Source organism: Lentzea sp. NPDC058450, assembly GCF_042721395.1.
Lineage (GTDB): Bacteria > Actinomycetota > Actinomycetes > Mycobacteriales > Pseudonocardiaceae > Lentzea.
The window spans coordinates 1-18,433 of the sequence record NZ_JBHXLO010000006.1 but is presented as its reverse complement, the minus strand read 5'-3'; the positions used below and the strand labels follow the sequence as shown (position 1 = coordinate 18,433).

At 69.4% G+C, this 18,433-nt stretch carries 20 protein-coding genes and 1 riboswitch; of the genes, 6 read left to right on the top strand and 14 right to left on the bottom strand.

The window, feature by feature from the left end; genetic code table 11:
* Positions 1–36: 36 nt before the first annotated feature.
* The 4 genes from ACFWNN_RS11685 to ACFWNN_RS11670 all read right to left on the bottom strand — a co-directional run bounded on the left by ACFWNN_RS11685 (position 37) and on the right by ACFWNN_RS11670 (position 4,853).
* Positions 37–921, bottom strand: a complete 885-nt coding sequence (locus tag ACFWNN_RS11685; RefSeq protein WP_382440121.1) for an RluA family pseudouridine synthase — start codon at positions 919–921, stop codon at positions 37–39.
* 97 nt (positions 922–1,018) lie between these two features.
* The gene (gene lspA / locus ACFWNN_RS11680) at positions 1,019–1,786 is read right to left on the bottom strand and encodes a signal peptidase II (RefSeq protein WP_382439844.1); all 768 of its coding nucleotides are present in this window, start codon (positions 1,784–1,786) and stop codon (positions 1,019–1,021) included.
* Positions 1,787–1,809: 23 nt separating this feature from the next.
* Positions 1,810–3,141, bottom strand: a complete 1,332-nt coding sequence (locus ACFWNN_RS11675) for an aminotransferase class V-fold PLP-dependent enzyme (RefSeq protein ID WP_382439843.1) — start codon at positions 3,139–3,141, stop codon at positions 1,810–1,812.
* A gap of 36 nt (positions 3,142–3,177) precedes the next feature.
* Positions 3,178–3,292: riboswitch (SAM riboswitch) on the bottom strand.
* Between the two features lie 73 nt (positions 3,293–3,365).
* A complete protein-coding gene (locus ACFWNN_RS11670; protein ID WP_382439842.1) occupies positions 3,366–4,853 on the bottom strand; it encodes a potassium/proton antiporter in 1,488 nt (495 codons plus the stop codon).
* A gap of 130 nt (positions 4,854–4,983) precedes the next feature.
* Here ACFWNN_RS11670 and ACFWNN_RS11665 point away from each other — a divergent pair, with 130 nt between their 5' ends.
* Positions 4,984–5,916, top strand: coding sequence for a M28 family metallopeptidase (locus tag ACFWNN_RS11665; protein WP_382439841.1), 933 nt, complete (start codon positions 4,984–4,986; stop codon positions 5,914–5,916).
* Here ACFWNN_RS11665 and ACFWNN_RS11660 read toward each other — a convergent pair whose 3' ends face one another.
* A complete protein-coding gene (locus tag ACFWNN_RS11660) occupies positions 5,917–6,450 on the bottom strand; it encodes a TetR/AcrR family transcriptional regulator (RefSeq protein ID WP_382439840.1) in 534 nt (177 codons plus the stop codon).
* A 63-nt stretch (positions 6,451–6,513) separates the two neighbouring features.
* On the opposite strand from ACFWNN_RS11660, the gene ACFWNN_RS11655 reads away from it, so the two are divergent.
* A complete protein-coding gene (locus tag ACFWNN_RS11655; RefSeq protein ID WP_382439839.1) occupies positions 6,514–6,984 on the top strand; it encodes an SRPBCC family protein in 471 nt (156 codons plus the stop codon).
* Here the strand turns inward: ACFWNN_RS11655 and ACFWNN_RS11650 are convergent.
* Positions 6,951–7,832, bottom strand: coding sequence for a hypothetical protein (locus ACFWNN_RS11650; RefSeq protein WP_382439838.1), 882 nt, complete (start codon positions 7,830–7,832; stop codon positions 6,951–6,953). The genes ACFWNN_RS11655 and ACFWNN_RS11650 overlap by 34 nt on opposite strands.
* A 144-nt stretch (positions 7,833–7,976) precedes the next feature.
* On the bottom strand, positions 7,977–11,081 hold the full coding sequence (gene ileS / locus ACFWNN_RS11645) for an isoleucine--tRNA ligase (protein ID WP_382439837.1): 3,105 nt from the start codon (positions 11,079–11,081) through the stop codon (positions 7,977–7,979).
* Positions 11,082–11,325: 244 nt separating this feature from the next.
* On the opposite strand from ileS, the gene ACFWNN_RS11640 reads away from it, so the two are divergent.
* The 4 genes from ACFWNN_RS11640 to ACFWNN_RS11625 all read left to right on the top strand — a co-directional run bounded on the left by ACFWNN_RS11640 (position 11,326) and on the right by ACFWNN_RS11625 (position 13,801).
* Positions 11,326–11,670, top strand: a complete 345-nt coding sequence (locus tag ACFWNN_RS11640; RefSeq protein ID WP_382439836.1) for a DoxX family protein — start codon at positions 11,326–11,328, stop codon at positions 11,668–11,670.
* Positions 11,667–12,800, top strand: a complete 1,134-nt coding sequence (locus tag ACFWNN_RS11635; protein WP_382439835.1) for a BTAD domain-containing putative transcriptional regulator — start codon at positions 11,667–11,669, stop codon at positions 12,798–12,800. Before ACFWNN_RS11640 ends, ACFWNN_RS11635 begins: the two co-directional genes overlap by 4 nt.
* Positions 12,801–12,875: 75 nt before the next feature.
* Positions 12,876–13,340 (top strand): hypothetical protein, encoded by a 465-nt coding sequence (locus ACFWNN_RS11630; RefSeq protein WP_382439834.1) that lies wholly within the window; start codon positions 12,876–12,878, stop codon positions 13,338–13,340.
* Positions 13,340–13,801, top strand: coding sequence for a hypothetical protein (locus ACFWNN_RS11625; protein ID WP_382439833.1), 462 nt, complete (start codon positions 13,340–13,342; stop codon positions 13,799–13,801). Before ACFWNN_RS11630 ends, ACFWNN_RS11625 begins: the two co-directional genes overlap by 1 nt.
* Here ACFWNN_RS11625 and ACFWNN_RS11620 read toward each other — a convergent pair.
* From ACFWNN_RS11620 to pgeF, 7 genes are all read right to left on the bottom strand, one after another.
* A complete protein-coding gene (locus ACFWNN_RS11620) occupies positions 13,785–14,438 on the bottom strand; it encodes a hypothetical protein (protein WP_382439832.1) in 654 nt (217 codons plus the stop codon). The two genes, ACFWNN_RS11625 and ACFWNN_RS11620, sit on opposite strands and share 17 nt — an antisense overlap.
* A gap of 45 nt (positions 14,439–14,483) precedes the next feature.
* Positions 14,484–14,969, bottom strand: a complete 486-nt coding sequence (locus ACFWNN_RS11615) for a hypothetical protein (protein WP_382439831.1) — start codon at positions 14,967–14,969, stop codon at positions 14,484–14,486.
* 15 nt (positions 14,970–14,984) lie between these two features.
* Positions 14,985–15,800: a DivIVA domain-containing protein gene (locus ACFWNN_RS11610; RefSeq protein ID WP_285638902.1), complete on the bottom strand. Its 816-nt coding sequence runs from the start codon at positions 15,798–15,800 to the stop codon at positions 14,985–14,987.
* Positions 15,801–15,848: 48 nt separating this feature from the next.
* Positions 15,849–16,124 carry a YggT family protein gene (locus ACFWNN_RS11605; RefSeq protein ID WP_382440120.1) on the bottom strand — a complete coding sequence of 92 codons (276 nt, stop codon included), beginning with the start codon at positions 16,122–16,124 and terminating at the stop codon, positions 15,849–15,851.
* Positions 16,125–16,142: 18 nt separating this feature from the next.
* Positions 16,143–16,796 carry a cell division protein SepF gene (locus tag ACFWNN_RS11600; RefSeq protein WP_382439830.1) on the bottom strand — a complete coding sequence of 218 codons (654 nt, stop codon included), beginning with the start codon at positions 16,794–16,796 and terminating at the stop codon, positions 16,143–16,145.
* Between the two features lie 67 nt (positions 16,797–16,863).
* Positions 16,864–17,562: a YggS family pyridoxal phosphate-dependent enzyme gene (locus tag ACFWNN_RS11595; RefSeq protein WP_382439829.1), complete on the bottom strand. Its 699-nt coding sequence runs from the start codon at positions 17,560–17,562 to the stop codon at positions 16,864–16,866.
* Positions 17,559–18,263, bottom strand: a complete 705-nt coding sequence (pgeF, locus tag ACFWNN_RS11590) for a peptidoglycan editing factor PgeF (RefSeq protein ID WP_382439828.1) — start codon at positions 18,261–18,263, stop codon at positions 17,559–17,561. Before pgeF ends, ACFWNN_RS11595 begins: the two co-directional genes overlap by 4 nt.
* Positions 18,264–18,433 lie beyond the last annotated feature (170 nt).

Here is an 18,433-nt window from a genome sequence, read left to right as displayed (position 1 = left end):
TGCAACGTTGTCAACCGGTGATTTACCCAGACGCAATCAGCCTTCTTCGCGCAGCTTCTCCAGCGCCGTCGCGAGGTCGTCCGGGTACTCGGACGTGAAGGTGACCCACTCGCCGGTGCCGGGGTGGTGGAAGCCGAGCTGGTGCGCGTGCAGCCACTGCCGCGTCACGCCCAGACGCTTGGCCAGCGTCGGGTCGGCGCCGTACGTCAGGTCGCCCACGCACGGGTGGTGCAGCGCGGAGAAGTGCACGCGGATCTGGTGCGTGCGGCCGGTTTCCAGGTGCACCTCGACGAGAGAGGCGGCGCGGAACGCCTCCATCACCTCGTAGTGCGTGATGGACGGCTTGCCGGAATTCATCACCGCGAACTTGTAGTCGTGCTTCGGGTGACGGTCGATCGGCGCGTCGATGGTGCCCTTGATCGGGTCCGGGTGGCCCTGCACGATCGCGTGGTAGACCTTGTCGACGGTCCGCTCTTTGAAGGCGTGCTTCAAAGCCGAGTAAGCGGTCTCGGACTTCGCGACCACCATCACGCCGGTCGTGCCGACGTCGAGCCGGTGCACGACGCCCTGGCGTTCGGCGGCACCGGACGTGGCGACGCGGTGACCGGAGGCGGCGAGCCCGCCCACGACGGTCGGGCCGGTCCAGCCGGGCGACGGGTGCACGGCGACGCCGACGGGCTTGTCGACGACGATGATGTCGTCGTCCTCGTGGATGATCACCAGGCCCTCGACCGGGATCGCCTGGACGGTGATCGGCTGCGGCGGCGCCGGCAGCGTGATCTCCAGCATCGACCCGGCGGTCAGCCGGTCGGACTTGCCCACGACCCGGCCGTCGACCAGCACGTCGTCGGCGTCGGCGATGGCCGCGACGGCGGTGCGGGACAGGCCGAGCAGCTTCGCGAGGCCGGCGTCGACGCGCATGCCGTCCAGACCGTCGGGAATCGGCAGCGTTCGGTATCCGCTCACGCGCGGGGCCTCGACTTTCACTTGCTCTGGGACGCCTCGCGGCGCCGGGTTGTTACTTGGATTCCTGGAGGCTGTCCTGCGCCGGGGCCTGCTTCTGCTCGGCCACCGGTTCGGCAACGGGCGCGGCGACCGGCTCGGGGTCGTCCTTGTGCACGGTGCCGTCGTAGTCGTGCCGCAGCAGCGCGAGCACGATGATCGTCGCACCGCCGCCCACGATCGCCATGTCGGCGACGTTGAACACGGGCCACACCCGGCCGTACGGGTCGAACAGCGAGAGGAAGTCCACGACGTGGCCGCGCATCGGGCCGGGCTCGCGGAACAGGCGGTCGGCGAGGTTGCCGACGGCACCGCCGAGCACCAGGCCGAGGCCGACGGCCCAGCCCTGGGAGCGGAGGTTGCGCGAGATCCAGTAGATGAACCCGGCGACACCCATCGCGATCAGCGCGAGCACCCACGTCATGCCCTCGCCCATGCCGAACGCGGCACCGGGGTTGCGCACGAACGTCAGGTACAGCACGCCGCCGAACAGCTGGATCGGGTCCGCGTCCTCCAGGAACGCCACGGACACGACCTTCGTGAGCACGTCCAGGGCCAGCACGCCGGCCGCGAGGAGCGCGAGGACCTTCGTCTTCAGCTCCGGCAGCGACCCCGTGAACGAGAAACCCTCGTCCTCGTCGTCCGCCTTCGCCGGGGACGCCGCGGGCTCCTGCTCGGCGTCAGGTACCTCGATCACCGGAGTCGCGACCGTCTCAGGCTCGCTGACCTGCTCTTCGGCAGTCTTGTCAGCGGCCTTCTCCGCAGCCTTGGACTCGTCACTCACCAGGTCATTGTCCACTACAGGGACTACGCGAGGAACGGCGGCAGGGTTCGGCCGTCGTCCTCGGGCACCCAGCGGCCGTCCTGCTGGGTGTAGCTCCACTTCGGGCCTTCGGTGACCAGCACGCGCAGCGCGGCCACCAGGCGGTCGACGTGCTCGGCCGTCGTGCCGAGGCCGATCGACGCCCGCACGGCGCGTTCCTCGTGCGATCCGACCTGCTTGACCAGGCGGCCCACGATCACGTGCGCGCAGAACGCGCCGTCGCGCACGCCGATGCCGTACTCGGCGGACAGCGCGGCGGCGAGGAAGCCCGCGTCGAAGCCGGAGACCGTGAAGCTCACGACGCCGACCTTGTCCGCGTCGGAGAGGATCTTCAGCTCGCGGAAGCCGGGGATCGTGCGCAGGCCCTCGCGCAGGCGGGCCAGCAGCTCCTGCTCGTGCGCGACGGTCTGCTCCCAGTGCCGCGACAGGATCTCGCAGGCCGCGGCCAGCGCGTGCACGCCGACGACGTTCGGGCTGCCGGCCTCGTGCCGCTCGGGCACCGCGGACCAGGCCACGCCGAGGCGGTCGCCGTGGTCGGTGACCTTGGAGGTGGCGCCGCCGCCGACCAGGTACGGCTGGGCCTGCTGGAGCCAGTCCGCACGGCCGACCAGCACACCGGCGCCGAACGGGGCGTAGATCTTGTGGCCGGAGAACGCGATGTAGTCGACGTCCAGCTCACGCACGTCGATCGGGCGGTGCGGGGCGAGCTGGGCGGCGTCGAGAGCGATGCGCGCGCCGTGACGGCGGGCGACCTTCGCGAGCTCGGCGACCGGCCACAGCTCCCCCGTGACGTTGGACGCCCCGGTGACGATCACGAGCCTCGGGCCGACCGGGGCGGCGGCAAGAGCCCGGTCCAGCGCGACAATTGCGGCGCCGGACGAAGACGGTGCGGGGATCCGCTGGACGTGCGGACCCCTCCAGGGGAGCAGCGCGGCGTGGTGCTCGCTGTCGAACAGGACGACGGCGGTGTTGCGGGGAACGCTGCGCGCCAACAGGTTCAGCGAGTCCGTGGTGTTGCGGGTGAAGACGACGGTGTCGGAAGAACGCGCCCCGACGAACCGGCGGATGCGGTCGCGGGCCTGCTCGTAGACGCGGGTCGAGACCTGGGAGGCGAACCCGGCGCCGCGGTGCACGCTGGCGTACCAGGGCAGCAGCTCGTCGACGGCGTCGCGCACCTCCTGCAGACAGGGCGCCGAGGCCGCGTGGTCGAGGTTGGCGTAGGTGACGCGCTCTCCGGTGACCAGTGGAACGCGCAGGTCAGCGCCAACAACAGCCGGAACCGCCGTGGTGGTGCTGGGGGTGATCGCGAGCGTCATCGAGCTGCCTCCGAGGCCAGGGGGCCTTTGTGTGGAGGCCCGCGCTTGACCGGCGCCCAACGCGCCGGACCAGGTCCTCACCAAGGGCACCCCACCGCGGTTGGAGGGTTGCCGGCCAGCAAGCTTGGGCTTGACGCTGGCTCTCATGACCTGCCGACGACGTTAGCGGAGGGTGACCGCGCCGTCGACACCCCGATCACATCGTGAGAAGCCTCGGAGACCGACTAATCGCCGGTCTCGCCCTTCCACCTGGCGTAGCGCCCGGCCCGGTCGACGGCACGTATGCGCCGCTCAGCGGCGTCGCGCGTCTCCTCCGTGGTGACGATGAGCAACTGGTCCTCTGTCTGCAGCCGGGTCGTCGGCTGTGGCGTGAAACTCTTCCCCGAGCGCACCACGAGGCTGACTGTGGCGCCGCTCGGCAACCGCAGCTCGGACATGTAGACGCCGTGCAGCTTCGAGCCGCGCTGGATGTGCACCTGGAGCAGTTCGGCGCCCAGCTCGTCGAGCGGGGACGAGTCGACCTGGACCTCCAGCGCCTCCCCCGTCTTCACCAGCCCGAGCCGCCGCGCGAGGAACGGCAGTGTCGTGCCCTGCACGATCGTCAGCACGATGACCAGCAGGAACACCACGTCGACGAGTTGCCGCGCGCCCTCCACGCCCTGGATCAACGGGATCAGCGCGAACACGATCGGCACCGCGCCGCGCAGTCCCGACCAGGAGAGGAACGCCTGTTCCCGCCACGGCACCTTGAACGGCAGCGAGGACAGCACCACCGACAGCGGCCGGGCGACGAACGTCAGCACCACGCCCGCGACCAGCGCGGGGAACAGCACGTCGAGCAGCCGTTGCGGGGAGGCGTAGAGGCCGAGGAGCACGAAGAGGCCGATCTGGGCGAGCCAGCCGAGGCCTTCGGCGAACGAGAGGGTGTCGGCGCGGTGCGGCAGGCGGGCGTTGCCGAGGACCAGCGCGGCGACGTAGGTGGCGAGGAAACCGGACGCGTGCACGAGATCTCCGGCCGTGTAGGCCATCACGCACACCGCCACCGTGGCGAGCGGGTACAGACCGGTGGAGGGCAGCGCCGCGCGTCTCAGCCCCGCGCCGCCGAGGAACCCGAGCACGACGCCGATCAACGCGCCCGCGCCCAGTTCGTAGATCACCAGCAGCGGCGCGGTCCACGAGATCTGGTCCGACGACGCCAGCAGCACGACGGCGATGTAGACGGGCGCGTCGTTGAGGCCGGACTCCAGTTCGAGCGCGCCGGTCAGCCGAGCGCCGACGCCCAACGAGCGCAGGACGCTGAAGACGGCGGCCGCGTCCGTGGACGACAGCACCGCGCCCCACAGCAACGCCATCCGCCAGTCGAGGCCCAGCAGGAAGTGCAGCGCCGTTCCGGTCACCGCGACGCTGACCGCGACGGCCACTGTGGACAGTGCGACACCGAGCCACAGCGAGGACTTGACGGCGTTCCACCGGGTCGTGATGCCGCCCTCGGTCAGGATCAGCACGAGGGCCGCGATGCCGAGCGACTGCGTGAGGTCGGCGTCGTCGAACTTGATGCCGAACACCGACTCGCCGAGCAGCACGCCGATGCCGAGGTAGAGCAGGAGCGAGGGCAGCCCGAGCCGCGTCGACACGCGCACCGCGATCACCGAGATCAGCAGTACGGCGGCGCCGATGCCCAGCACGACCGTGACGTCACCCACCTGGACCATTCTGGTTGATCACCCTCGATTCCGACGAATCAGACGAGTTAACAAATCCAGCCGATCGCCCCTACCGGGCCTATGCACGCCGGAGCATGTTGATCAGTGGCTCAATCCCTACCCTGCACGGAGTTGAACCATGAGGATCCTGATCGCGCTGGCGGCCGCCTTGATGGTGACCGGAGCAACCACAGCGCAAGCAGCGGCGCCTGCGGCACTGGCGGCGCCGAACATCAACGTCGCGAACGTACAAGCTCACCTGAACCAGTTCCAGTCGATTGCCAACTCCAACGGCGGCAACCGCGCACACGGACGACCGGGGTACCTGGCCTCGATCAACTGGGTGAAGAGCAAGCTCGACGCGGCCGGCTACACCACGCGCGTCCAGTCGTTCACGTCGAACGGCGCGACGGGCTACAACCTGATCGCCGACTACCCCGGCGGTGACGCGAACAACGTCGTGATGGTCGGCGGCCACCTCGACAGCGTCTCGGCGGGCCCCGGCATCAACGACAACGGCACCGGCTCGGCGTCGATCCTGGAGATCGCGCTCCAGGTGAAGGCCACCGGTTTCCAGCCGACCAAGCACCTGCGGTTCGGCTGGTGGGGCGCGGAGGAGCTCGGTCTCGTCGGCTCGACGTACTACGTGAACTCCCTGTCGTCGACCGAGAAGTCGAAGATCAAGGCGTACCTGAACTTCGACATGACCGGCTCGCCCAACCCCGGCTACTTCGTCTACAGCTCGTCCGGCCAGCCCACCGGTTCGGCGGCGCTGACGCAGCGGCTGCAGGCGGGCTTCACCGCGCTGGGCGTGCAGACCGAGCTGACGAACGTCGGCGGCCGCTCCGACCACGCGGCGTTCGCCCGCGCGGGCATCCCGACCGGCGGCACCTTCACCGGCGCCGAGGGCATCAAGACCTCGGCGCAGGCCTCGAAGTGGGGCGGCACGGCCGGCCAGGCCTTCGACCGGTGCTACCACCGCTCCTGCGACACCACGTCGAACGTCAACGCCACGGCGCTCGACCGCAACGCGGACGTGATCGCCTCGACGTTGTGGGCCACCGCGGCCTGATCACTTCGCGGTGAGCACGCGCACGGCCTCGTCGAGCACCGGTTCGACGAGGCCGGGCATGCTCGTCCACAGCTGTGCCTGGCCCAGGTAGAGGCTGAACGCGATCAACGCGCGCTTCCTCGCCTGGGCCTTCCTGAACCCCAGCTGCCGGAACAGCTCGGTCAGGTACGCCACGCGCTTCTCCGTGACGCGCTGGAGAACCGGCGCGATCACCTCGTGCTGGGCGGCGGCCTGCAACGCCATCTCGACCGACCCCTTGCGGCCCCGGTCGAGCACCGCGGCGAAGAGCGTGCGGAGCTTGTCCTCCGGCATCCGTTCGGACTCGACCAGCTCGATGACCTTCTCGGTGTGCTCCCGCTCCCACCGCTCGACCGTCGCCTGCAGCAAGGCCTCGCGGTTCGGGAAGTGGTGGTAGACGCTGCCTTTCGTGGCCCCGGCCCGCGCCGCGAGCGGTTCGATCGCGACGGCGTTCAGCCCGCCCTCCGCCAGCGCTCTCAGCGCTATCTCAGTCCAGTCGTCACGATTCCGCCGCACCACGCTTCCATACGCTACCGTACGTTCAGCGAACATACGGCAGCGTATGGAAGGGGAGTCCTCATGGTCAGGAACGTCCACACCCGCGACCTCGGCGTGCCCGCGGGCCCGTTCGTCGACCGGATCCAGGAGCTCTGGCCGCCCGCGTGGGGCAGGCAGGAGTTCGACCGGCCGTTGGGAGTCGGCGCGGACGGCGGGCACGGCCCGATCCGCTACCGCTGCACGTCGTTCGTGCCCGGCGAGTCGATCACCTTCGAGTTCACCCGGCTGTCCGGCACGCACACGCTCTCGGCGTCGGGCACCGTGGTCACGCACGAGCTGGTCGGCGACTTCGGCCTCGTGCCGTGGCTGCGCTGGGTGCTGGTGATCCGGTGGCTGCACGACGCGTGCATCGAGGACCTGTTCGACGGGTTCGAGCGCGCGGCGGGCCGGGAACCGAAGTCCCCGGCCCGCTGGTCGTGGTACGTGCGTCAGGCGCGGCGCCTGTTCACGCCACGGGGTCAGGCGCAGAACACCCTGACCGGGCCTTCGTAGTAGCGACCGCTGATCAGCTCACCGGCGTCGGTGAGCACGGTGAGGAAGGCGAGGTCCCTGGGGTAGAGCGGCAGCGGGTCCACCCGGCCGTCCGCCCGGCGCACCGCCCAGTTCTCCTGCCACATGAACAACTCGTCGCCGACGCCGTTGGCGGCCTGGACGGCGCCACCGGGCATGTCCCGGACGACCTCGCCTCGAAGGTTCCACTCGACCGAGATCCACCCGCCGTCGCCCCGCGCCTCCCCGTAGATCCGGCCGTCCCGGACCAAGGTCGCGTACACCTCGCCATGGCCCTGCAGCGGCTCGAGCGCCGTGCGCTCGCCCTCCTTGTTCCACACGTGGTACCGGGATCCGGCTCCGCCGACGACGTTGCCGTGGTCGTCGATTCCCACCGACCGCCACCACTGGCCGTCATCGGTGCCTTCGAGCGTGTGCGGCGCCGTCGACCCAGCGGTCCACACCACCAGTGGTCCCCCGGACATGCCGGTGACGTCACCAGCGGCGTTGATCGAGTGGACGGTCGAGTAACCGGCACCAGGCAGCTCTTCGAGCTTCTCCTGGTCTCGCCAGAGACCGTCCTCACCGAAGCTGAGCAGCACACCGTTCCGGCTGATGTCGGCGACGCCCCGCCCAGGGGGCAACTCCACCGTCTCCGGCACACCCTCGTGCCACACCACGGCCGCCTCGTCTCCGGACGTCGCCAGCCAGTCACCATCTCCGTTGACGGACCCGACCGGGCGCTGACCGGCCGGCAGCGGAAGGTTCTGCCTGGTCCACTCACATCCCGTGTCCGCCTGCGCGGCGGGTGCCGCCACCGCACTCGTGACCAGCACCGCGGCACCCACCATCAAGCGCCATCCCCCAGCAACCACGTGCCACCCCTCTCTACGAGATCGACCGTTCGCCTGGAAGTGGCCGCCTCGGCACGAGGTGTTGCATGCAAAAAGGCGGCGTGGTGGGAGAACCCACCACGCCGCCTCGTAGGACCGTACTTACGCCTTGGCGACCGCGACCTTCACCTTGACGCCGTCACCGACCGAGCCCTCGGCGGTGCCCTCACCGAAGACGACCGACGAAGTCAGCGTCTCCGACTGCACGAACGCCAGGTGCGGCTCCACGGCGGAGCGCACCTCGTCCGGCAGCTCCAGCGTCAGCGTGATCCGGTCGGACACGTCGAGCTGAGCGTCCTTGCGGGCCTGCTGCACCACGCGCACCAGGTCCCGCGCGAGCCCCTCGGCCTCGAGCTCCGGCGTCACCACCGTGTCGAGCACGACGACACCGGCACCACCCGGCAGCGCGGCCGTGGCGGCGGGATCCGTTGCCACCAGGCGCTGTTCGTACTCGCCCTCGAACAGCTCGACGCCGGCGGCCACCACTCGACCGTCCACTTCGGACCAGTCGCCGGCCTTGACGGCCTTGATGACCTTCTGCACGTTCGGGCCGAGGCGGGGGCCGGCCGCACGGGCGTTCACGACCAGCTGGAACTGTCCGTAGGTGTCGACGTCGGTGGACAGCGACACCTCCTTGACGTTGACCTCGTCGCGCACGATCTCGGCGAAGTCCTCCAGCGAGCCGGCCACCGGCGAGGCGACCGTCAGGCGTGCCAGCGGCAGGCGCACGCGCAGCTTGTTGCCCTTGCGCAGCGACAACGCCGTCGAGCACACGTCGCGGACCTCGTCCATCGCCGCCACCAGCGCGTCGTCCGCCGGCACGTCCGACACCTTCGGGAAGTCCGTCAGGTGCACGGAACGGCCGCCGGTCAGCCCGCGCCACACGACCTCGGTCGTGTACGGCAGCAACGGCGCCGCCACGCGCGTGACGACCTCCAGCACGGTGTGCAGGGTGTCGATCGCGTCCTGCTCGCCGTCCCAGAACCGCTGCCGCGACCGGCGCACGTACCAGTTCGTCAGCACCTCCAGGTACTCGCGCACCAGCTGGCACGCACCGGAGATGTCGTAGACGTCCATCGCCGCCTGGACGTCGCGGACCAGGTCGTGCGTCTTCGCCAGCGCGTACCGGTCGAGCACGTTCTTCGAGTCGACGCGCCACGTGCCCTCCTTCCCGGCGGCGTTGGAGTACAACGCCAGGAAGTACCAGGAGTTCCACAGCGGCAGAACGGCCTGGCGCACCGCGTCGCGGATGCCGCGCTCGGTCACCACGAGGTCGCCGCCACGAAGGATCGGCGACGCCATGAGGAACCAGCGCATGGCGTCCGAGCCGTCGCGGTCGAAGACCTCGTTGACGTCCGGGTAGTTCTTCAGCGACTTGGACATCTTCTGGCCGTCGTCACCGAGCACGATCCCGTGCGCCACGCAGTCGCGGAACGCGGGCCGGTCGAACAACGCCGTCGCGAGCACGTGCAGCGTGTAGAACCAGCCACGCGTCTGCCCGTTGTACTCGACGATGAAGTTTCCGGGGTAGTGCTCCTCGAACCACTGGGCGTTCTCGAACGGGTAGTGCACCTGCGCGAACGACATCGAGCCCGACTCGAACCAGCAGTCGAGCACGTCCGGGATCCGGCGCATGGTCGACTGACCGGACGGGTCGTCCGGGTTCGGCCGCGTCAGCTCGTCGATGAACGGCCGGTGCAGGTTGTCCGGGCGCACGCCGAAGTCGCGCTCCAGCTCGTCCAGCGACCCGTACACGTCCGTGCGCGGGAACTCGGGGTTGTCCGAGGTCCACACGGGCAGCGGCGAGCCCCAGTACCGGTTGCGCGAGATGTTCCAGTCGCGCGCGTTCTCGAGCCACTTGCCGAACTGGCCGTCCTTGATGTGGCCGGGCACCCAGTTGATCTGCTGGTTGAGCTCGACCATCCGGTCCTTGAACTGCGTGACCGCGACGAACCACGCCGACAGCGCGCGCTGGATCAGCGGGTTCTGGCAGCGCCAGCAGTGCGGGTACGGGTGGTCGTAGGTCTCGTGGCGCAGCAGCAGGCCCGCGTCCTTGAGGTCGCGGATGATCAGCTTGTTCGCCTCGAAGACGTGCACGCCCTGGTACGGCGCGACCTCCGCGGTGAACTTGCCGTCCGGCCCGACCGGCACGACGACCTCGATGCCCGCCGCGTCCGTCACGACCTTGTCGTCCTCACCGAACGCCGGTGCGATGTGGACGATGCCCGTGCCGTCGTCGGTGGTGACGTAGTCGGCCGTGAGGACCTGGTGCGCGTTCTCGCGGCCCACGAAGAAGTCGAACGGCGGCAGGTACTTCTTGCCGACCAGGTCCGAGCCCTTGTGGCGGGCGACGACCTCGGGCTCCTCGCCCAGCTCACGCGCGTACGCCGCGACGCGGGCCTCGGCGAGCAGGTACTTGTCGCCGTCCGAGCCCACGACCGTCACGTAGTCGACGTCGGGGTGCACGGCCGCGGCCAGGTTGCTCGGCAGCGTCCACGGCGTGGTCGTCCAGACCAGGGCCTTCTCGCCGGACTCGAGGCGCAGCGCCACCGTGACGGCCGGGTCCTGCCGGTCGCGGTAGGCGTCGTCCATCTTGGTCTCGGTGTTGGACAGCGGCGTCTGGCACCGCCAGCAGTACCAGAGCACCCGGAAGCCCTCGTAGATCAAGCCCTTGTCCCACAAGGCCTTGAACGCCCACATGACGCTTTCCATGTAGTCGAGGTCGAGCGTCTTGTAGTCGTTGTCGAAGTCGACCCAGCGAGCCTGGCGCGTCACGTAGTCGCGCCACTGGTCCGTGTACTGCAACACGGACGTGCGGCACGCCTCGTTGAACTTCTCGATGCCGAGCTCGTCGATCTCGTGCTTCTGCGTGATGCCGAGCTGCTTCTCCGCCTCGTACTCGGCGGGCATGCCGTGCGTGTCCCAGCCGAACCGGCGCTCGACGTGCTTGCCGCGCATCGTCTGGTAGCGCGGCACCACGTCCTTGACGTAGCCGGTCAGCAGGTGCCCGTAGTGCGGCAGGCCGTTCGCGAACGGCGGGCCGTCGTAGAAGACGAACTCGTTCTCGCCGTGCTCACCGGCCGGGTTGCGGTCGATGCTCGCCTGGAAGGTCTCGTCGTCCTTCCAGTACCCGAGCACGCCCTGCTCAAGGTTCGGAAAGGACGGCTGTGCCGGGACCTCGTGCGCACCGGCCCTGGGGTAGGCCATCTCCACTGCTCCTCGCGTCACGCTGGACACGCGAGGACGACACGCCGATGTGGCTCGGCCTGCCGCGGTACCACCCCGCTTGCTCGCTTTTCACGGCGAGCCTCTCGTTCTTCGGCTGTGACGGGCCGGTCCCGTCCGGTTCTACTGAGGCTCGCGCCCGTTCTTCCGGAGGCTCCCCGGTGATGGCCGGATCGGTGCCTGTGAGTTACAGGGTAACCGGAGGCGCAAACCGTATGCTCGCCCGATGACGTTGACCATCGCGTTGTCGATCTTGCTGGCCGTGCTGTTCGTGGCGACAGGCGCGGGCAAGCTGTTCGGCGCGAAGGCGTCTCTCGAGGCACGGGACCACTTCCGGATGAACCCGGCGCTGTGGCGCACCATCGGCGCGCTGGAGTGGGCGGGCGCGGCCGGCCTGGTGGTCGGGCTGGTCAGCTGGGAGTGGGTCGCGCACGCGGCCACGGTCGGGCTCGGGCTGCTGATGGTCGGCGCCACCGTGACGCGGTTGCGGTACGACTCGAAGCCCAAGGGCGTCGTGGTGGACCTGGCGCTGCTGGCGTTGCTGATCATGCTGCTGTTCCTGGACCGGTGAAGTTCTCCCTCCTGGGCGCACCGGAGGTCCGTTCCGACGCGGGTGTCGTCGACGTGGGGCACGCGCGGCAGCTGAGCGTGCTGGCCGTGCTGCTGGTGGACGTCAACCAGGTCGTCGGCGTCGGCAAGCTGCTGGCGCGGGTGTGGGGTGACGCGCCGCCGCGGCAGGCGAAGGCCGCGCTCTACAGCTACGTGTCACGGTTGCGGGCGGCGTTGGACGTGCCGATCGTGCGCCGATCCGGCGGTTATGTGCTGGAAGCCGATCCCGCGTCCATCGACCTGCACAGGTTTCGCTCTCTCGTGGCACTCGGACGGCCGGACGAGGCTCTTTCGCTCGTGCGCGGCGAACCGTTCGCGGGGCTGCACGGCGCGTGGTTCGACTCGTTGCGTGAGGCGTTGGCCGGCGAGATGACGGCAGCCGAGCTCGACCACACCGACGCACGGCTGGCGTCGGGCGAGAACGCCTCCCTCGTCGCCGAACTCACCGCACGCACGTCCGAACGTCCACTGGACGAACGGCTCGCAGGGCAACTGATGCGTGCCCTGATCGGCGCCGACCGACGCGCCGACGCACTCGCCTACTACTCACGGCTGAGCGACCGGCTCGCCGACGAGCTGGGCCTCGACCCCGGCCCGGCGTTGCGCGACCTGCACGCCTCCCTGCGTCCTCAGTGGAATCCCCGCCAACTCCCCGCCGCACCACCAGATTTCGCCGGCATGACGGCCGAACTCGCGGCCCTCGACCTGGACGGGCCGATCGTGACGATCACGGGACCGGCCGGGGCGGGCAAGACGCGGCTGGCGTTGCACTGGGCCCACCGGCACGCCGCCGGCTACCCCGACGGCCAGCTGTTCGTGCACCTCGGCGACTCCGACCCGGCCGACGTCGTGCGGGAGTTCATCACGGCGTTGGGCACCGACAACATCCCACCGGAGCCACACGCCCAGACAGCGCTCTACCGCACGTTGCTCGCCGACCGCCAAATGCTGATCGTGCTCGACAACGCCGCCAACACCACACAGGTCGTGCCTCTGCTGCCGGGCACCCCACGCTGCCGAGTCGTCGTCACGAGCCGTGAACGCCTCCCAGGCCTCGTGACGGCTCACGGCGCCCGCCCGATCGTGCTCTGAGTAGAAGCACTCATGGCAGCGTCTCGCGCACCTCCGCAAGACTGGTTCCACAGACCATCTCTCTGGGGGGATCAGATGCGTGTCTTAGCTTTGACCTGCGCTCTTTTGGTTCTGGGGGCGGGCGCCGCCTCCGCCGACGAGCCGTCGAGGTTCGTGTTCGACGCCGAGGCGGGCGCCTTCCCGGTCACCGCCACCAGCGGCGACTGGAGCACCCCGCAGGCCGAGTTCATCGTCAGCCGACGGCCGTGGGACGACAACAACCTGCACGTGGACGTAGAGCAGGCAGGGACCTCGCACGTGGTCGAACTCTTCCGCCACGACGGCAGCCCGATCGAAGTGGGCACCTACACCGACCAGAAAGCCCTGGTCATCAGCAAGGGCCTCGGCTGCTACGACAACGCGGCCGACTTCACTATCGACCGCCTCGACCTCGACGAGCGGGGCATCGTCCTAGCACTCGACGGCTCGGTCGAGCACCGCTGCGGCACCGGCCCGGACAACGCGTTCCGCGCGAAGTTCCACTACGTGCGGGGTGCCTGATGCGCGCCGCCCTGCTCGCCGCGGCCCTGCTGGTCGCCACCGCCGCACCGGCCACCGCGGCCGACACCGACTACCTGATCTGGGACTCCGACCCCGGCGCGTGGCCCACCCAGGGCCGTTCGGGCACGTGGACGCCACCCGAACTCCTCGGCGTCCACGAGTACCCGGCGCCGGACAACTCGATCCGGATCTACGGCGAGTCCAACAGCGGGTGGGACTTCATCGAGATGAGGCTGTTCCGCCACGACGGTCAGCGCATCACCGAAGGCCACTACGAGGACCAGCGGGTCCTGGTCGTGAACAAGGGGTTCGGCTGGTACGACGACGCGGGCGACTTCGACGTCACGCACGTCGCCTACGACGCCGAGGGCCGGATCTCGGAGTTCGAGGGCAGCGTCGAGCACCACTACCAGGACAGGCCTGACAGCACGTTCCGGGCGAAGCTCAGCTACCGCCGCTGACGCCGGGATCGGTGGTCGTGGTCCGCCTGCGGAGCACGACCACACCGGCCGCCACCAGCACGAACAGCACAACGGCGAGCGGAACCGCCCAGCGTTCGAACAACGTCTCCGGGGGCGAGGCCTCGCGCACCGCGGCTCGCACCCTGTCGCGCGCGGCGGCGTTCTCGTCCAGCCGTTCCGGGACGACGATGACCGGCGCCTCGACCTCGCTGGTGCCCGCGAACCTGTCCGCACCGGCGGCCACCCCGACGATCGAGGTGGCGCCGCGCCGGCGGAGTTCCAGTGCGGCGCTGCGCACGTCCAGGTCGAACCCGTACGTGCCGGTCGGCATGGGAGAAGCACGCGGTTGGTGGAGGAACACCTGGTAGCCGTCCTCCGCGAGCTGCCGGGCGAGCGGCAGCCACACGCAGAGGGACTCGGTGCGATCAGGCGCGAGCAGCACCCCGCTGGGGCCGTCGCCGAACACCAGACCCGGCAACACGACCTGGTCCAAGGTGCGGAAGCTGACGGCGTTGCCGCGCAGATCCGCGGGAACGCACCGGTCCAGCTCCGTCCCCGGCTCAGCACGAACCGGTACGGCGACTGCCAGTGCGAACGAAGCGACGAGAAGAGCGCCCACCACCGGTCTCAACGTCATGAGACCTTCACAACGCGCCGAGCCGTCGCGGGTACGCGAATCGGGTCAGGCGGTACGGCTCCTGCGCACCAGCACCGCGTCAGGGGTGCACAAAGCGCAAGGCGTGAACTGCAACTGCCGTGCTTCCTGCACCGGGAGGCCCAGCGTGGGCCTCCCGGCAAGCCAGGAACACGAGCTCAGGTGGTACCGGGGCCGTTCGTCCAGCACCCGGACCTCGTCCACCAGATCGGCCACGACGAGCAGGTCCGCCGCGTCGGTGTCCTCTTCCGGTGGTTCCTCGTCAGCGGGCGGCGTGTCGGCTTCTGCCGTCACGACCACCCGTTGATCATCAGCTACAGCTTGTTGATCTACACTCTGCGCGTCGGCTGCGGGGTCCCCCGGTCGCCTCCGCCACCAGTCCCAAGCGAGGACCAGGGCGGCGAGCACGCTCGCGCCCACGGACGACCACGCCCAGATCGTGTTGGACGTGGTCAGCGCAGGCACGAGCAACCCGAGGGCAGCCAGCACCAGAAGTAGAACTACGAAGAGCACCTAGCGAACAGTAGTTCAGCCCGCTTCGGCGCGTGCGCCGAAGGAGTAGCCCTGGGAGCGGCCCTCGGACGGAGCGGCCGGGCCGCGGTCCTGGAGGTCGCGCAGGGACGACTCGAGCATCGTCTTCAGTCGCGTGCGGTACTCGCGCTCGAACGTCTGCAGCTTGTCGATCTGCTTCTCGAGCGTGTTCTTCTCCTGGGTGATGTTGCCCATCACCTCAGCGTGCTTGCGCTGCGCGTCACGGTCCAGCGCGGTGGCCTTCTCACGGGCCTGCCGCTCCAGCGTCTCGGAACGCGTCCGCGCGTCGTTGAGCATGGTCTCGGCACGCGTGCGCGCCTCGTTGACCATCGTGTCGGCCTTGGCGCGAGCCTCGGACAACAGCTGCTCGGACTTCGTGCGGGCCTCGGACAGCATGCCGTCCGCCTCGGCCTTGGCCTCGCCGGTCAGCCGGTCCGCCATCTCCTGGGCGAGACCCAGGACCTTCGCGGCCTGCACGTGGTGGTCTCCGCCACCACCGGGGGACGTCTGCTCCATGACCGACGGCGGCGGGACCGGCGCCAGGCGGCGCGGCTCCTCGACCGGCATGCGGGTCGTCATCGGGGCAGCAGAAGCCTTCGCACGCGCGTCGTCGAGGTCGGCACGCGACGTCTCGAGCTGCTGGTCGAGCTGCTCGACCTGCTGACGGAGGTCGTTGTTCTCCTCGATCAAGCGGGCCAGCTCGCCCTCAACCAGGTCGAGGAACGCGTCCACCTCGTCCTCGTTGTAGCCCCGCTTGCCAATCGGCGGCTTGCTGAATGCAACATTGTGCACGTCAGCGGGGGTCAACGGCATCGGATCACCTCTCGCACTCCTGGGCTGCGGTCATCCCACGGTTCCCCGTCACCTGGGATCTGCGAATCGCATCAGAATGATAACGACTAGCCACAGCACAATAATCGATAGGTCCAGCCCGACGCCTCCGATCCGCACAGTCGGGATCACCCGACGGAGCGCACGGACCGGTGGGTCGGTGACCGTGTAAACGGTTTCGAGCGTCACGGCTACGCCGCCCGCCGGGCGCCAATCCCTCGCGAACGTCCTCACCATCTCGACCACGACACGCGCGGTCAGGAACAGGGAGAACGCGAACAGGACGTAGAAGATGACGAGCAGGATGGGGGCCACGGGTCAACTCTAACCGTGGTTCCCGAACCCGCCCTCGGCCAGCTTCCTGCGGTCCTCCGCCGTGACGTCAACGTTCGGCGGTGAGAGAAGGAACACCCTGCTGGTGATCTTGTCCATGGAGCCGCGCAGAGCGAACGCGAGTCCGGCCGAGAAGTCGACGAGACGCTTCGCGTCGGCGTCGTCCATGTCGGTCAGGTTCAGGATCACCGGGGTGCCGTCCCGGTAGTGCTCCCCGATCGTGCGCGCCTCGCTGTAGTTGCGGGGATGAAGCGTCGTGATGCGCGCCAACGGGTTGCCTGCCGGTTCGGCGACCGGACGCAGCCTGCTCACGGGCTCGCGCTGCGGCTCGACCGCGAGTGCGCCGTGCACGGGTGCATCGGCGCTCCAGCGACGCGTGCTCGAGGGGCTGCCCCCGCGCCGCGTCTCCGGCTCGTAGTCGTCCGACTCGTCGATGTCGGCCCGGTACCCGGAGCCCTGGAGCTCCGGCCGGCCCGGTGTGAACACGCGATTGCGTCGCGGGTACGGGTCGTAGTCGTCTGCCTCGGCCGCGTACTCGGACCGGTAGTCGCCGTAGCGGCCCCGGTCGTCGTCGTAGCCGGGGTCGTCTGCGTACTCGGCGGGGACCATCCCGAAGTAGGCCTTCAGCTTGTGCAAAGCGCTCATTCCAGCCCCTCCTCGGCGGTTCCCCACTCTTAGGGACGGTGCGGACGGTCCCGAGGTTCCCGACAACCTACGGCGAGGTTAGTCGCCGGCTGCCGAGCAACGCCGTTCCGACACGCACACAGGTCGATCCGTGCGAGATGGCATCTTCCAGGTCACCGCTCATTCCCGCTGACACCTGGGTGGCAGTGGGATGATCATCACGTAGGCCTGATACCACCGAAGCCAACGCCTGAAACGCCTGCGAAGGCTTCATCGTCAGAGGCGCGACAGTCATCGCACCTCGGAGAATAAGATCACCCGAACGAGTGATCACGCCAGCGAGTTCGCCGACGTCCGCGATCGCCACCCCGCCGCGCGACACGTCCCCGTCGATGCTGACCTGCAGCAACACGTCGAGCGTCGTGCCCTTCGCGTGCGCGGCCTTCGCCAGCGCCTCGGCCAGCCGGACGCTGTCCACGGAGTCGACCTGGCCGGCCCACTCGACGACGGACCTGGCCTTGTTCCGCTGCAACCGCCCGACCATGTGCCAGCGCGCTTCGCCGAGGTGTCTCAACTGGTCGACCTTGGCGCCGGCCTCCTGGTCGCGGTTCTCCGCGAAGTTCCGCAGCCCGAGCTCGTAAAGGATCTCCACGTCGCTCGCGGGCCAGGTTTTCGTCACCGCGAGCAACATCACCTCCTCGCGAGGCCGGCCCGCCTTCTCGCACGCCGCCGCGATGCGTTCCTCGACCTCTTCGAGGTTGGCCTTCAGCTCGTCGCGCCGGTTCACGACTCCACCCAGACCACCGACGCGAGCCGCCCCGTGGGGGCCTGCCGCCGGTGGCTGAACAGGTCCTTCTCCTCGAACGTGCACCGCGGGTCCACGCCGATCTTCCCGACGCCCGCGCTCGCGAGCTGGTTCCACAGCCCCGCCCGGAGATCCAGCGCGGGCGTGCCCTTCCTGCTCTTGGACGCACTGCCGGGCAGGTGCTTCTCGACGTCCCGCTGCATCTCGGCGGGCACCTCGTAGCAGTCCCCGCACACCGCGGGCCCGAGCAGCACCTCGATCCGGTCGAGATCGGCGCCGAGCGCCATCATCGCCTTGAGCGCCTCGACGACCACTCCGACCCGTGCCCCGACGCGCCCGGCGTGCACGGCCCCGACCACGCCGGCCTCCTGGTCGCCGAGCAGGACCGGCACGCAGTCGGCCGTCAGCACGACGAGCCCGAGACCGGGCTGTTTCGTCACGACGGCGTCGGTGGCTTCGAGCGGCTCGCTCTGCGGCCCGTCGACGGTGGCCACGGTCCGCCCGTGCACCTGCTCCATCCAGACCAGCCGGTGGGGCGTCAGCCCGATCCCCTCGGCGAGTCTGCCCCGATTGGCCTCCACGGCCGCCAAGTCGTCCCCGACGTGGTCGCCGAGGTTGAACGAGTCGAAGGGCGCCTTGGACACGCCACCGGCGCGGGTGGTGACAACACGACGAATGCGCACGCCTACACCCTAGTTCGCGCGCCCCGCGGGCCCCGGCGGGACCACGCGCAGGCTCGCGCAGGGGTCCCCTCACATTGAACTGCTGTCCGAAAGTTGGACTGGGGTGTGAAGGTTAGGTAGTGAGGGCGCGGGCTCGGTAGTCGGCTGGACTGAGGTTGCCGAGCGTGGTG